At 56.8% G+C, this 14,807-nt stretch carries 14 protein-coding genes; 8 read left to right on the top strand and 6 right to left on the bottom strand.

The annotated features are described in order from the left end of the window. Positions 1 to 633, bottom strand: coding sequence for a TetR/AcrR family transcriptional regulator (locus tag CDH48_RS12125; RefSeq protein ID WP_100689002.1), 633 nt, complete (start codon positions 631 to 633; stop codon positions 1 to 3). A gap of 267 nt (positions 634 to 900) precedes the next feature. Here CDH48_RS12125 and CDH48_RS12120 point away from each other — a divergent pair, with 267 nt between their 5' ends. The 5 genes from CDH48_RS12120 (at position 901) to CDH48_RS12100 (ending at position 7,036) form a co-directional block, all read left to right on the top strand. Further along, the gene (locus CDH48_RS12120; RefSeq protein ID WP_100689066.1) at positions 901 to 1,131 is read left to right on the top strand and encodes a hypothetical protein; all 231 of its coding nucleotides are present in this window, start codon (positions 901 to 903) and stop codon (positions 1,129 to 1,131) included. Between the two features lie 158 nt (positions 1,132 to 1,289). Further along, positions 1,290 to 2,321 carry a lipase secretion chaperone gene (locus CDH48_RS12115; RefSeq protein WP_100689001.1) on the top strand — a complete coding sequence of 344 codons (1,032 nt, stop codon included), beginning with the start codon at positions 1,290 to 1,292 and terminating at the stop codon, positions 2,319 to 2,321. Between the two features lie 181 nt (positions 2,322 to 2,502). After that, positions 2,503 to 3,519, top strand: coding sequence for a porphobilinogen synthase (hemB, locus tag CDH48_RS12110; protein WP_100689000.1), 1,017 nt, complete (start codon positions 2,503 to 2,505; stop codon positions 3,517 to 3,519). Positions 3,520 to 3,585: 66 nt separating this feature from the next. Then, positions 3,586 to 5,727: a polyphosphate kinase 1 gene (gene ppk1, locus CDH48_RS12105; protein WP_100688999.1), complete on the top strand. Its 2,142-nt coding sequence runs from the start codon at positions 3,586 to 3,588 to the stop codon at positions 5,725 to 5,727. Positions 5,728 to 5,749: 22 nt separating this feature from the next. Next, positions 5,750 to 7,036: a DUF945 family protein gene (locus tag CDH48_RS12100; protein WP_100688998.1), complete on the top strand. Its 1,287-nt coding sequence runs from the start codon at positions 5,750 to 5,752 to the stop codon at positions 7,034 to 7,036. A 64-nt stretch (positions 7,037 to 7,100) separates the two neighbouring features. On the opposite strand, the gene coaD is transcribed toward CDH48_RS12100, so the two are convergent. From coaD to CDH48_RS12080, 4 genes are all read right to left on the bottom strand, one after another. Next, on the bottom strand, positions 7,101 to 7,583 hold the full coding sequence (coaD, locus tag CDH48_RS12095; RefSeq protein ID WP_100688997.1) for a pantetheine-phosphate adenylyltransferase: 483 nt from the start codon (positions 7,581 to 7,583) through the stop codon (positions 7,101 to 7,103). A 119-nt stretch (positions 7,584 to 7,702) separates the two neighbouring features. Beyond that, the gene (locus CDH48_RS12090) at positions 7,703 to 9,295 is read right to left on the bottom strand and encodes a GMC family oxidoreductase (RefSeq protein WP_100688996.1); all 1,593 of its coding nucleotides are present in this window, start codon (positions 9,293 to 9,295) and stop codon (positions 7,703 to 7,705) included. Positions 9,296 to 9,339: 44 nt separating this feature from the next. Next, positions 9,340 to 9,975, bottom strand: a complete 636-nt coding sequence (locus tag CDH48_RS12085; RefSeq protein WP_100688995.1) for a hypothetical protein — start codon at positions 9,973 to 9,975, stop codon at positions 9,340 to 9,342. A gap of 72 nt (positions 9,976 to 10,047) precedes the next feature. Further along, positions 10,048 to 11,493 (bottom strand): coniferyl aldehyde dehydrogenase, encoded by a 1,446-nt coding sequence (locus CDH48_RS12080; protein WP_100688994.1) that lies wholly within the window; start codon positions 11,491 to 11,493, stop codon positions 10,048 to 10,050. A gap of 177 nt (positions 11,494 to 11,670) precedes the next feature. Between CDH48_RS12080 and CDH48_RS12075 the strand changes: the two genes are divergently transcribed. Continuing rightward, the gene (locus tag CDH48_RS12075; RefSeq protein WP_100688993.1) at positions 11,671 to 12,351 is read left to right on the top strand and encodes a TetR/AcrR family transcriptional regulator; all 681 of its coding nucleotides are present in this window, start codon (positions 11,671 to 11,673) and stop codon (positions 12,349 to 12,351) included. A 213-nt stretch (positions 12,352 to 12,564) separates the two neighbouring features. On the opposite strand, the gene yihA is transcribed toward CDH48_RS12075, so the two are convergent. Next, the gene (gene yihA / locus CDH48_RS12070) at positions 12,565 to 13,203 is read right to left on the bottom strand and encodes a ribosome biogenesis GTP-binding protein YihA/YsxC (protein WP_100688992.1); all 639 of its coding nucleotides are present in this window, start codon (positions 13,201 to 13,203) and stop codon (positions 12,565 to 12,567) included. 173 nt (positions 13,204 to 13,376) lie between these two features. Here yihA and CDH48_RS12065 point away from each other — a divergent pair, with 173 nt between their 5' ends. Then, positions 13,377 to 13,985, top strand: coding sequence for a c-type cytochrome (locus tag CDH48_RS12065; protein WP_100688991.1), 609 nt, complete (start codon positions 13,377 to 13,379; stop codon positions 13,983 to 13,985). 147 nt (positions 13,986 to 14,132) lie between these two features. Continuing rightward, positions 14,133 to 14,768 (top strand): thiol:disulfide interchange protein DsbA/DsbL, encoded by a 636-nt coding sequence (locus tag CDH48_RS12060; protein WP_100688990.1) that lies wholly within the window; start codon positions 14,133 to 14,135, stop codon positions 14,766 to 14,768. The last annotated feature ends 39 nt before the right edge of the window (positions 14,769 to 14,807 follow it).

Genomic DNA, 14,807 nt, shown 5'->3' with positions numbered 1-14,807 from the left:
CTACCTCCTGGTGCCGGTCAACCCCTGTATGCAGAAGCGGATGATGGTGTTGACCAGCGGGTCATGGTTGTCGGTTTTGTCCGCGATTTCCTGGTTGGTCTGAGTCGGTGACAGCGGGCCGACCAGGCTTTCCGCGATTGCGCCCACCAGGCAGGTACTGCTCTGACGGGCATCCTGATCCGGGATACACCCTTCTTCGATGCCCTCACGGATCGCTTGTTCAAACAGGTTGGCATAGGCTTTGCGGTAGATCAGCCGTTCTTCCTCAACCTTCGGGTCTACCGGTTCGGCAATCAATGACCATGCCATAACCGGGCCTTTAAGTGCGCGCTCGGCAAATTGCCGCAACGCCGTTTCCAGCCGGGTGGTTGCGTTGCCCGGTACGGCCAGGGCTTCGGCTACCTTGTCCACTTCGCGCTGGGTTGCTTTGCGAAATATTTCCGCAAACAGGTCCTCTTTTGACTCGAAATGGCGATAGATCGTTCCCGTGGCGACACCCGCACGCTGGGCGATGCGGGTAATCTTTGCATTGCGAAAACCGCCTTCCGCAACACATTGATAAGTGCATTCAGCTATTCGCTGACGAGCTGCCGCCTTTCGCAACCGCATCTTTTCAGTTTCACGATAAGCCATGCCGGCTCCTTGTATTAATTGAATCATTGTTCATTCTTTGTGTCAACGCGAATCCTGATTTCCTGTCCATATTTTATAATTGAAATTCAGGTGCTTATGCCCTGTTACAAAAAATTACAAAAATAGTCTTGTCAGGAATAGCCCTGCCTTCAAAAGCAGATTATAAAGACGCCAAGACGTTGCCGCAGTAGCGGTTGGTCGAGACGGAGTGCGGCCCCCGACGGAGTGGCCGCATTTGTAACACTGTTTTCGTTGATGGAGAAAACTATGAGTGAGTTCGACGAAAGCAACCTGGAGCAATCCGGGAACTGGGTTAACGAAAGCAACGACAACGCCGATGCGCATTCAATCGCAGGCCGGGCACGGGTGCGAGCACAATTGCAGCAGGATATCGAAGCCTTCCTGAGCCAGGGCGGAAAAATCCAGCAGATTGAGACGGCTTTCCGTGCCGACTCTCCGCGCAAGGTGGAAACAGGCTTTAACAACCGCTCACTCTGAGCATCGTTTTACTGGCCGGGGCGCACACCCCGGCCTGTTTTTTTGCGGTCAGTCTCGGTCAAAAGCCTCATTTGTATCTAATATAGCCCGTGTGAACGCCTTGATCCCCGTTTCCGGGCTCTTTTTCAAGTCACCGATGGCCGGATTGACCCCTCAATATGAAACCTGTTTCCAGACTTTCCTTCACAATACCGGTGATTATAGCAGTTGTAATTGCGCTCTGGCTGCTCGCCGATGGCGCTCAGGAGCAACCGGCATCAACCCGTTCCTCGGGCCACCCCGCGGAAGCCAGAACCGGTGACACCGGTTTTTCGCAACCGCGCCAGCCGGCGCCTTCGGAACTGGTTGGCCAGTCCGCAGAGACCGGTGTGCCGGAGCAGCGGCCGCCATCGCTTGAAGGAACGTCGGAGCCTGGAGGCTGGGCGAAAACAGACCGGTTGGGCAATCTTGTTCCCACCAGCGAACTGCGACAGCTGTTCGAGTACTACCTGTCTGCTTTGGGGGAAGAAACACTGGCACAACTGCTGGCCAGGATCCGGCTTGCAGTCTCGGTACTGGACGAACCTGCCCGGAGTCAGGCGCTTGAGACGCTTGGCCGGTATCTGGATTACAAGCTTGCACTGGCCGATCTGGAAGCCGCCTATGGCGATACCGATGTTTTGCAGCAAGGTGAGCTGGAGCGCAGAATGGCGGAAATCCAGGCGCTGCGCAGAACCTGGATGGACGCGGATACAGTCGAGGCCTTCTTTGCTGATGAAGAGGTTGTAGATCGCTACCAGCTGGAAAGAAGGCGTATTGGCAGCAATCCCGACCTGACAGATCAGCAACGGGAAGAAGCGCTGGCCGCTGCAGAAAGGGCTTTGCCTGAGCCTGTGCGCAAGGCCCGGCAGGAAACCCGCAAGTTTGCCCGGTATGAGCAGGCGCGAGAGGCATTGGCCGGGGATCCGGAAGCCTTGCGCTCCTGGCGCCAACAGGCATTCGGCGATGAGGCTGCCCGCAAGCTGGAGGAACTGGATGCCGAGCAGAGCGACTGGAACCGGCGCTGGCAGTCGTACGCCAGGGAGCGGGACGCGCTGAATACATCCGGGCTGGCGGCGCCGGAACGGGAAGAGAGCCTGGCACGGCTGCGGGAAAAGTATTTCAGCGACACCGAACGCATCAGAGCCAAAGCGCTGGATTCCATTCAATAGTGCAAGGCTCACCGAGGCCCCGCCGGACCGGTTTGCATTACCTGCCGCCCCGGCTTGCAACCTGTATCGTCCGGTAGCCTGCAAGCAGAGGCTCTGGCAGTGTATGATGGGGCAAACGGTGACGCCATAAGTGCCGGAATTTCAGGTCCAACCCTTTGCAGTGCCATTCAGGAGGTTTTCTGTGCCGCTATCAACCCCTCGCGTTTTCCCCGCTACCCGTCTGCGCCGCAATCGGGCCAGCGAATTTTCCCGCCGGCTGGTGAGGGAAAACCAGCTCACACCGGATAACCTGATTTACCCGGTTTTCGTTCTTGAAGGCGAAGGGCAGCATGAACAGGTGCCCTCCATGCCTGGCGTTGATCGCCTGAGCATTGATTTGCTGGTTGAGCAGGCGGCTGAACTGGTGGAGCTGGGTATCCCCGCGGTAGCGCTGTTCCCCGTGGTATCCGCGGAGAAGAAAAACCTCTCCGGCTCCGGCGCCTGGGACTCTGACGGCCTGGCGCAGCGTGCGGTTCGGGCACTGAAGAAGGCTTACCCGGAGCTGGGCGTTATTACCGATGTGGCGCTGGACCCGTTCACCACCCATGGTCAGGATGGCATTATAGATAACGATGGTTATGTACTGAACGATGTCACCGTTGAGGCCCTGGTGAACCAGGCTCTGTCTCACGCAGACGCGGGTGCTGATGTCGTGGCGCCCTCCGATATGATGGACGGTCGGATTGCGGCTATCCGTGATGCACTGGAATCTGCCGGGCATGTGAACACCCGTATCCTGGCCTATTCTGCCAAGTATGCATCCGGTTATTATGGTCCGTTCCGCGACGCGGTCGGTTCTGCCGCGAACCTGGGCAAAGGCAATAAAGCCACTTACCAGATGGACCCGGCCAACAGTAATGAGGCGATTCATGAAGTGATGATGGATCTGTCGGAAGGTGCAGACATGGTGATGATCAAACCCGGCATGCCATATCTCGATATTGTGCATCGGGTGAAAACCGAACTGCAGGTGCCGACCTTCGTATACCAGGTCAGTGGTGAGTACGCCATGCACATGGCAGCGGAGCAGAACGGCTGGCTCGACGGCGATACCGTGGTCATGGAAAGCCTGATGTCCATGCGCCGCGCCGGTGCCGATGGAATCCTGACCTACTTCGCAGTGCGTGCGGCCCGCCTGATGCGGGATCAGCGGCGCTGAAGCCGTTTGCGGACGGGCCGCTGCCGGTAGTCTGCAGGTGGTACATCAAACAGGAATTGGAACGCCATGAGAACGGAAATCGCCAGAAATCTGACCGCACACGGGGAGCGGAGTGTACCTGCACCAATAAAAATTCCGCCCGTGGGTGAAGTGATCGATCTGGACGCCAGTGAAAACTACTTCAATCGTGAACTGAGCCAGTTGCAGTTCAACTACCGGGTATTGAAACAGGCGCTGGATACAACTCACCCTCTGATCAACCGGCTGATTTTCTGCTGTATTTTCAGCAGTAACATGGATGAGTTCTTTGAAATACGGGTGGCCGGCCTGCGCCAGCAGATGAAGTACGGTCGCGAAACCCTGGGTGCTGACGGTCTCATGCCGGAACAGGCGCTGAGTGAAATCAGCCGTGTTGCCCACGAATATATTGATGAGCAGTACGACATCCTGAACCATGTCCTGATTCCGGAGATGGAAAAGGAGGGTATTCACTTTGTGCGCCGCCGGGAATGGACGCCGGAGCAGGCAGAGTGGGTACGCAAGTATTTCGAGGAGGAAATCCTGCCGGTGGTGAGCCCCATCGGGCTGGACCCGTCGCATCCGTTCCCGCGCCTGGTGAATAAAAGCCTCAACTTTATTGTCGAGCTGGACGGCAAGGACGCCTTTGGCCGTGAGACAGGTATGGCCATAGTGCCGGCACCACGTTCATTGCCAAGGCTGGTGCGGCTGCCGGATGAGATCTGCAACGGAGGCGAGAATCTGGTTTTTCTGTCCTCCATGATTCACGCCCACGCCGATGAACTGTTCCCGGGTATGGAGGTCAAGGGCTGTTATCAGTTCCGTCTTACCCGTAACGCGGATCTCGAGCTGGAAGACGATCTGGAAGACCTGGCTTCCGCGCTGCGCGGCGAGTTGCTCAGCCGCCGGTTTGGTGATGGCGTGCGGCTGGAAGTGGCCGACAACTGCCCGCAAGAGCTTGTGCAGTTTTTGCTGACCGAGTTTGGTCTGGGGCAAAGAGACCTGTACCAGGTGAACGGGCCGGTGAATCTCACCCGGCTGATGGCGGTCACCAGCCTGGTGGATCGTCCTGATCTGACCTATTCCAGCTTCTCGCCCTCCATACCCCGGCAGATTCGCAGCAAGGAAACCATATTTGACGCTATTCGAAAGCGGCCGATCCTTCTGCATCATCCTTTTCAGAACTTCAGTCCGGTAGTGGATTTGCTGCGCCAGGCCGCGAAAGACCCGCAGGTGCTGGCTATCCGGCAAACCCTTTACCGTACCGGTGCCAATTCCGAGATTGTTGAGGCTCTGGCGGATGCGGCCCGGCGTGGCAAGGAAGTCACTGCGGTGGTCGAGCTGCGGGCGCGCTTCAGTGAAGCGGAGAACCTGGAGCTGGCCAGCCGGCTGCAGGAAGCCGGTGTGATCGTGGTGTACGGCGTTGTGGGCTATAAAACCCACGCCAAGATGATTCTGATTGTGCGCCGTGAGGAGGGTCGCCTGCGCCGTTATGTGCATCTGGGAACCGGCAATTATCATGCGGTCAACGCGCGGCTGTACACCGATTACAGCTTCATGACCTGCGATGAATCCATTGGTGACGACGTCAACAAGCTGTTTCAGCAGCTAACCGGCATGGGCAAGGCCCTGAAGATCAAGAAACTGTTCCATGCGCCCTTTACGCTGCACAAACGATTACTCAGCCTGATTGAGCGTGAAGCCAGCCTGGGTGAAAAGGGGCGCATCATAATCAAGATCAACGCGCTGACTGAAATCCGGCTGATAAAGGCTCTTTACCAGGCCTCACAGGCCGGGGTGCAGGTTGATCTTATTGTTCGTGGCATCTGCAGCCTGCGACCTGGCGTACCCGGTCTTTCGGAGAACATTCGAGTGCGTTCCATCGTCGGGCGTTTTCTGGAACATACCCGGGCTTACTACTTTGGCAACGATGACAAACCGGAGGTCTATTGCTCAAGCGCAGATTGCATGGAACGTAATCTGCTGAGCCGGGTCGAGACAGCATTTCCCATTGAGGATCCGGAACTGATTGCACGGGTGCGTGAGGACCTGGACGTTTACCTTGCCGACAACTGCCAGTCATGGATGCTACAGCCGGATGGCGGTTATATTCAGAACCAGCCGGCGGAGGGTGAGGAGCGGATCGCTTCGCAACTGGTGCTGCTTGAACGCCTGACGGGTAAATCCTGATATTTTCAGATGGAGAGAATTCTTGAAAGCAAAGTGGATCATTGCCGGCGCCGGTGTGCTGGTTGTCGCTGGTGCAATGCCTTGGGTGGTAGGTTACGTAACCGAACAACAGTGGCAGCAGGTCACCCATGAGTTGAACCAGTCCCAGCCCTTCCTGAAGATGCAGACCGAAGAGTACCGCCGGGGCTTTTTCGGATCGGAGCTGGCCGGCGCGCTAAGGGTGCTCAACCCCGAGAACGGTGAAACTCACCTGATCGCGTATCGGGCCAACGTGACCCATGGCATCACCGGTAGTTTCATCGACTTCAAACCGGTGGGCGGCTGGGCCCCGGAAGGCGCTGACTGGTTTCAGGAGCGGCCCAGGCTGACTCTGGAAACCCGGCTTTGGGGTACCGCTGCACTTGAGCTGGAAGCCCCGGCCATCGCCATTGACAATCCCGAGCGCGGAGAGACACTCAGAACCAGCGGCGGTGTTGCCCGGCTTGAAGTCAGTGATACCGGATCCCGGGCTGAAACACTGGTTGTGTGGCCCCAGATCAGCCTCACCGGCCCGGATATGAGTATCCGTGTTAACGACTTTCGTGTAGAGCAGAGCATGACTCACCTGGATGGTGATGTCTGGACAGGCAGTATGGAGGCCTCTGTCGCCTCTCTTGCCCTGGCATCCCCCGATGCGCCGGCGGCCACCATAGAGGGCTTGCGAGCGCTAAGCAGCACCGAGGCCCGTGATGACGGCCAGCGCCTGGATTCCCGCTTGTCGGTTGAAGCAGAGACTGTTCGTTTTGAAGGCGAAGCCTGGGGGCCGCATAAACTGGTCTTTGCGCTGGAAAACCTGGATGTTTCAAGCTGGAGCCGGCTGACCGCCAGCATGGCTGAGCTTCAGGGCATGGTGCAGTCACCGGATGCGGGTGGCCGGGAGGCGTTTGAACGGCAGATGGCGGCCATGGGAGAGGTGAATACAGCCATGCGTGACCTGGTGGCGGCAGGGTTTTCCGCGGGGCTCCCGGAACTGACCCTGAATACGCCCGAGGGCAAGGTTAGCGGCAGCCTGATGCTCAGCCATCCGGAATTGAACCAAGCCCGGAAAGCCGAAATGTTGATGGTGATGCAGGGGCTGACCGGGACAATGGATCTGAGCGTGCCTCTGGCATTGGCAGAAAATTACCCCGCTGTTCGCCTGCAGCTTGCGCCGCTGATCAAGCAGGGATTGCTGGTGCCTGAGGGAGAACGACTAATACTGGCAGCAACGCTGAACGATTTGGTGATTCAGGTGAATGGCCAGGAAATCCCACTGCCTCCACTTTTTTAAACGGTGGGGTTAACAGAAAAGCCCCGGACGGGGCTTTTCTGTCACTGGCTGAGGGGCTGAGGTTTCAGGCTTCGCTGAATTTTTCTTTCAGAGCCGCTTCCACAACAGGGTCAACGAACTCGGATACATCCCCGCCAAGTGACGCAATTTCCCGGATCAGGCTTGAGGAAATATAAGAGAGGTGATTCGAGGGTGTCAGGAACACGCTTTCCAGTTCCGGCGCCAGGCGCCGGTTCATGTCCGCAAGCTGAAACTCATACTCGAAATCCGACACGGCGCGCAGGCCACGGATGATCACAGTGGCGCCCTGGTCGCGGACAAAATCGGCAAGCAGGTAGCTGAAGCCGGTCACGCTGACGTTTGGAATGTGACTGGTTGCCTGTCGAACCAGTTCGCAGCGCTCATCCAGGTCAAACAACGGTTTCTTCTTCGAGTTATAGGCAACGGCAACCACCACTTCATCAAACATGCGACTGGCCCGTTCAATAAGGTCCGTGTGGCCATTGGTAATGGGGTCGAAGGTGCCAGGGTAAATGACTTTAGGCATGCACAGCTCCTTTTGAAACAGGCGCTCAGAGTATCAGCATTTTCACCGTTTCTGTAGACCGGCTGAAGACCAACCCGGAGCACGGCGCTGTTGCGCCGGTGCTTGCCTGCAGGAGAACATCAGGTTCTCAGTCGTTGTGCCAGCCGCGTGCTGTTTCGGGCCGCCAGTGCATAAACCGACAGCTGGGGGTTGGCCCCGATACTGGTCGGGAAAATCGATGCGTCGTGTATGTTCAGATTGCTGACGTGATGATGCTCACCGAAACTGTTGACCACGGATTGTTTCGGATCACTCCCCATGCCGCAGCCTCCCATCTGGTGCGCGGTAAACAGGCGAACCCGGTGGAGTTCCATGGGCAAGGCGTCGATGGCAGCTTTTGCGTCTGCCCAGCTGGAGTACCAGTCGGAATCCAGGTGCATCAGGCGAACCCTCTGTGCACCGGCAGCAAACTGGATTTCCGCCATGGTATAAAAGGCCCTGCGGAGACCTTGCCAGAGGTAGTCAGTCACCGGGTAATCCAGCACCGGGCTGCCATCATCCCGCAGTGATACGGTACCGCCCGGGCTGTCCGCATGAAAACCGTCGCGTAACAGCGCAATTACAGACTGCATCCAGGGCAGGCTGGCCATGTTTTTTACCTGGGCGTCGCCATGGCCCGGCACAACGCCGGCAGACATGGCCGGGTGCAAAGGCGGTACTTCCAGCTTGTAGCCCACATCACCGTCCACGCCACTGCTGAAGTTGAACTCATCGGAGTAAACGGACTGTGGGGCACCGTAGAACGGGTCCACCAGCTTTGGCATTTTCGCGACACTGGCATTCACCGGGTGAATAAACGACCGTTTGCCCACCCGCTCATAAGGGTCTGGCAGCCGGGAGCGCAGCAGCAGCCCCGGCGAACCGATGGCGCTGGCGGCCACCACGAAATGCCTGGCTTTCAGCGTAACCTGAACAGAGGTCGGGGTGATGCCATCGCTGGCCATGGCGGTGGCCTGCAGTGACTCAATCCGGTCCTGGTTCATCACTAACCGGTCTGCGCGCAGGCCGTGGTACATGTGAGTCTGATGGTCAAGCGCACCGGGAATGGTGGTCAGCAATGCCCCCTGCTTGGCGTTGGTGGGGCAACCTACCCCGCAGTAGCCCAGGTTCCAGCAACCTTTTACATTGCGCGGAATAATCTGCCAGCTGAAGCCCAGCTTCTCACAGCCCTGGCGCAATATATCGTTGTTGATATTGGGGGCCATGTCCCAGGGTGACATGGAGTGGCGTTCTTCGCGACCAGCGAACCAGGGTGCCATGGCATCGGGGCTCAGGTCTTCCAGGCCGAATTGTCGGCCCCAGTAATTGAGAGTGGCATCCGGAGTGCGAAAGCTGCTGGTCCAGTTAACGGTGGTTGAGCCACCGACGCAACGCCCTTGCAGAATTGCAATGGCACCATCTTTGGTAACCCGGCTCATACCTTCCTGATAAAGGTTTGCGTAGGACGTGAGTTCGTCCATTTTGAAGTCTTTCTGATAGTAGAGGCGGCCTTCTTCAACAAGAATGACCGAAAGACCACGCTTCGCCAGAATTTCTGCAGTAGTGCCGCCGCCGGCTCCGGTACCAACGATAACCACATCGGCTTCAGCGGTGTGGTTTGCAGTGAGCGTTGCGCCATCGGTCACTTTCCAGCCGGATTCCAGACCCCGGGCGATACGATCATTTAACGACATGGTGGTGGCTCCGTATAAAGAAACTGAAGAAAACGGGTAGAAGATCAGCTGGTGCGAAATTGTGGCAGGGCCTGGACGGCCCAGTCGGGTGGCCCTGGATAGCCGGAGAGATGCCAGTTCTCCTGGTAGCCATAGAACGCCACGTTGCTGATTTTCGTGAGAGCCATATAGCCATTGTTGAATAGCCCGATACCGCTTGAGCGCCAGCGTTCCAGAAACCCGTTGGCCTGCTCTGTGGAGACCTGTGGCCAGGGTGACCAGACCCGCGCAATGGTGATGCGGGTAAGACCGAAATTCAGAAGATCAAACAACTGCCGCAGCTCTTTCTGATTGGCCGGCCCGAACTGGTGAATACCGGCGTCAATGCGCTCGACAGTGCCGGCAATTGCCATGCGCCTGGCGTTGGGTTGCGCCGGGAGTGCAGAGCCAAGAATGGCCGGAAGCAGGGCTTCGAACAGGTCGATGTCGTCGGCTGTCAGAAACCGGAACCGGTAACTGGCGTCCATCCGGGTTTCAACCGCGCCAAGCCGATCCGCAGGGGCTGTGGCACAGCCGCTGAGGCTGGCGGTTACACTGACGGTGCCCAGAAACAGCGCGCCACCCAGGCCGGTGCGCAGAAAACTGCGACGGTTGAGGGACGCTGCATCCTGATTTTCATGTCGGGGGAGTAGGTTGCTCATAGGCGGCTCGCTGTTGTTCTGTTTATGGCGATTGCCGGGACGAGCGAGCGCCCCGGCCCAGGCATGGGATGCCTAGCGGATGAAGAATTTATAAACCATTTTATGGAACGATGTTCCGTAAGGAGGATAGACATATTTACCACTGTTGAACTTCTGCTTGGCAAAAATCGCGCGCTGGTGCGAGAAGGTCAGGAAGCCTTCCTTGCCGTGATAGTGGCCCATGCCTGAGTCGCCTACGCCGCCAAAAGGCAGGTCGTCCTGGGCGACGTGCATCAGCGAATCGTTGATGCACATGCCTCCCGAGAGCGTATTGTCAATTACCTGGTTCTGCTGATCGCGGTCGTAGCCGAAAAAGTACAGGGCCAGGGGGCGAGGCCGGTCGTTAATAAACTGGATCGCCTCCTCGAGCTTGCCGTAACTCACAACCGGGAGAATAGGGCCGAAGATCTCCTCCTGCATCAGTTTCATGTCCGGCGTGGTTTTAAGTACCAGAGTCAGCGGAATCTTGTGGGTGCCATCGGCCATGTTTTCGTTTGCCGGATTGATCTCAACAAGCTCCGCTCCCTTGGCCCTGGCGTCCTCCAGGTAGCCCTGCAGGCGGTTGTACTGGCGCTCGTTGATGATAGCCGTATAGTCGTCGTTATCCCGCAGGGAGGGGTACATTTCCGAAAACCGGGCACGGAACTCGTCGACAAATGCCTGGGTCCGGTCAGCCGGGCAGAGCACATAATCCGGTGCCACACAGGTCTGGCCAGCATTGAACGCCTTGCCAAAGGCTATGCGTTGCGCCGCGTCTTCCATGGGAACATCCGCGGAGACAATAGCCGGTGATTTGCCGCCCAGTTCCAGAGTGACCGGGGTCAGGTTCTCGGAGGCTGCCCGCATTACCAGCTTGCCCACGGCGGTAGAGCCGGTGAACAGCATATGGTCGAAAGGCCGTGCGGAAAAATCGGCGGCAACATCGGCTTCGCCATTGATGACCGATACCAGGTCCTCCGGGAAGGTGGCCTCTATAAGCTCTTTGAAAAGTGCTGATGTATGAGGCGTGAACTCGGACATCTTGATCATGGTGCGGTTACCTGCCGAAAGCGAGGCAACCAGAGGCCCGACAGCCAGATAGAGCGGGTAGTTCCAGGGCACGATCACACCCACAACACCCTTGGGCTGATAGCACACCTTGTTGCTGGCGGGCTGGAACAGTATGGAAACGTGCCGGCGGGAAGGCTTCATCCAGCCCGCCAGGTTTTTCAGGGCATAGTTGATGCCCTGGATTGAAGGCATGACCTCGGCGATCAGGGATTCATCGCGGGAGCGGCATGTGAAATCCCGGTCAATGGCTTCCACCAAGCGATCCTGGTAGGTGAGCAGCGCCTGTTTGAGACGATTGAGGTTTTCCTGGCGTTCGGCCAGTGACGGTGTCGGGTTATCGTAAAAGGCTTTCTTCTGGTTCTCAAACACCCTGTGGGTATGCTGAATGTGCTTTTTGCTCTCGGTGAGCTGAACAACACTGGCACTCATAATATCCTCCCCCCGGCGCCGTCATCATGCTCCGGCAGCCTGCTGTCTGGTATTGGCGAAAAAACGCTCAATTTGCACTTGGGGGTATTATTAGAGTATATACTCTAGGTAGTCAAGCGGGCCTTATGGCGAATCAGGCCATCTGTCAGCTGTACTACAACAAACGTCGATGAGCTTATGAAAACCAGAGACAAAATACTGCTGGCGAGCCTTGAGCTATTTAATGAGCAGGGTGAGCGCAACGTCACAACCAACCACATAGCTGCTAACCTGGCGATATCGCCGGGCAATCTCTATTACCATTTCCGTAACAAGTCCGACATCATCTACGAGATATTCCAGGAGTACGAAAAACTGGTGGATTTCTATCTGGACATCCCGGAAAACCGGCCAATGACGCTGGCGGATATGACGTTTTATCTGGAGTCTGTGTTTGATGGCCTGTGGAGCTACCGTTTTTTCCACCGGGATCTGGAATACCTGTTGGACCGGGATCCGCGCTTGCGCAAGGATTATCGTGAATTTACCAACCGTTGCCTGGCGTCCATCAGCCTGATTTTCGAGAAACTGGCTGATAGCGGTATCATCGAGCCACAACCGGAATCCCTTAGGGCTGCCATGTCGTTGAATGTCTGGCTGGTCATTACCAACTGGATGGCGTTTCTGAAAACTGCCCATGCGGAACAGGCATCCGCCTGCCTGACCCTGCGGGAATTGAAGCAGGGCATTTATCAGGTTCTTACGCTGGAAATTCCCTACCTGACCCCGGCTTATCGTGAGCAGGTACTGGAGCTGAGAGAGAAGTACCGGCCAACAATGCCGGAGCAGGAAGGTGAACAGGAAGCGCCGGTGAACTGAGTGTGTTGAATCGCAATCCGGTGCTTCTGGAACTTTTACAGTCTGCCGTGGTCAGAAGAAGTGGCGCTGGCAATCCGGACATTTCCGGCGCCTCCTGAGTCTCCCTGGAGGACCCTCAGGTTTTAGCACGTCGCAAACCCTGACGTTTCACCGGCCTGTTTTCTTGCAGGCCGGTTTTTTGCTTTTTATGCCATTCCTTTTATTCCCGCTGTTTTATGCCTGCTCTTCTGCGCCAGCTTCCAGCCAGTCAATGAGCGCAGCCCGGCACTCATCAACGCCGCGTTTGGAGGTGGATGAGAACATCAGCAAGTGCTGCACGCAGGTGAAGTTCTCCAGTCGGCGAGCTATATCCAGCATGCTGTTTTTCGCCTGCCCGAATTTCAGTTTGTCGGCTTTGGTGGCCAAAATCATCAGTGGCAGCTTGTTATGCTCACACCACTCCACCATCATCTGGTCGAAATCAGTGAGTGGGTGGCGGATGTCCATCACCAGAACCAGACCACGCAGGCACCGGCGGTCATTCAGGTAGTGCCCCAGATGTTTTTGCCAGTCGTCTTTCATGTCCCGGGATACCTTTGCATAGCCGTACCCCGGCAGATCAACCAGGCGGGCATTTTCACGGTTCAGGGAGAAAAAGTTGATCAGGCGTGTGCGCCCGGGAGTTTTACTGGTTCGGGCCAGCTTGCTGTTTGCGGTGATTGCATTAAGGGCACTGGATTTGCCAGCGTTGGAGCGTCCTGCAAAGGCGACTTCGGCGCCGGTATCCGGTGGACAGTCTTCCAGCCGGGGAGCGCTGACCATAAAGCGGGCGCTGTTAAATGAGATGCTTTTTTGAGTCAGATCAGAGTCCACAGCGGTTGGCATTCCTTTGGATTTCAGTTATCAGGGATTAATGTATAATGCTACACCAATTCCGGGCGGTACGCTTGGCGTAACCGCTGTCAGTCCGGGTCTTGAGCGTGACTGGTCAGCGCCTGCCGGCTGTATACCAAGAATATTTTCGAGATGAGAGAAGCGGAGCGAGCATGAAGAAACTGATCGCAGGAGTTGTTTTTGGCGTTGGCCTTGCAGCTATGGCGCACGGAGCAGGAGATCCTGAAGCAGGTAAACAGAATGCAGCGGCCTGTCAGGCCTGTCATGGCCAGGGCGGGGCAAAGCCGATTATGGGGGTTTACCCCAAGCTTTCAGGGCTGGGAGAGAGATATCTGTATGATCAGCTGGTTGCCATCAAGAACAATTCGCGCCCTATTCCGGAAATGACCGGCCAGCTTGATAATATGTCAGAGCAGGACCTGCGAAATCTTGCCGCCTATTTTGCGCAGCAGGAGATGGTGGTCAGCCAGGCAGATCCTGATCTGGTCGATAAAGGTGCAGCGCTCTATCGTGGTGGCAATATGGCCTCCGGCGTTCCGGCCTGTGCGGCTTGCCACAGCCCGCAGGGCAAGGGTAACGAGCCGGCAGGCTATCCGCATCTCGGCGGTCAGAACGCCGAGTATCTGGCGAAGCAACTGAAAGCCTACCGTGACGGCACCCGGGCTAACAGTGCCAATGCGTCGATCATGGTGGATGTATCCACCCGGCTGACCGACGCAGAGATTGAGGCGGTTTCCAGCTACATTTCCGGTCTGAACTGATTTAACAGTTCGGAACCTGACGAAAACCCCGCCACGAGCGGGGTTTTTCGATTATTTCGATCATATAATCCACGAACGGTGGAACTTTTCTGGTTCAGCGGGTCATAATTCCCCTGTAATGACATTCATAAAACCCGGAGATATCTCATGTTTCGAGCGCTCAGAACAGTCACCCTGTTGGTGGTAGCTCTGGCAGTATTCGGCCAGGCCGGTGCTGCCGACTGGAAGGAAGGTACGCATTACAAGAAACTGGATACGCCTGTGCGCACCGACAGCGGCTCAAAAATTGAGGTGGCGGAGGTGTTCTGGTACGGCTGCCCGCATTGCTACAACTTCAAGCCGCTGGCCGAGGACTGGGAAAGCAAAGCTCCGGATTACGTAGATTATGTGCGCATCCCTGCGGCCCTGGGCCGCTCCTGGGAGCCACACGCACGGGCTTTTTACGCGCTGGAAGCCATGAATGCCCGTGAAAAGCTGCACGATCCCTTGTTTGAGGCTCTGGCCGGTCAGCGCCGGCCGCTGAATGATGCTGAGTCCCTGGCGGATTTTGTTGCCGATCATGGTGTTGATCGCGACGAATTCCTGAATAATTTCAAAAGCTTCGGTGTGAATGCGCGTATGCAACAGGCGCAATCGAAAATCCGCGGCGCGCGCATTACCGGTACACCGTCTATGCTGGTAAATGGCAAGTACACGGTCAGCGCTTCTATGGCCGGTAGTCTGGAAGCCATGCTGGCGGTTGTGGATTATCTGGTGGAGAAAGAACACGCTGCTCAGCAGTAACGCCAGGCTTTGGGCCGTGTGTTTTGGTTCAACGTTGCC

This window comes from Marinobacter aromaticivorans, from assembly GCF_002806975.1.
Lineage (GTDB): Bacteria > Pseudomonadota > Gammaproteobacteria > Pseudomonadales > Oleiphilaceae > Marinobacter > Marinobacter aromaticivorans.
The sequence above is the reverse complement of the archived record's forward strand: the minus strand, read 5'-3'. Positions and strand labels throughout refer to the sequence as shown.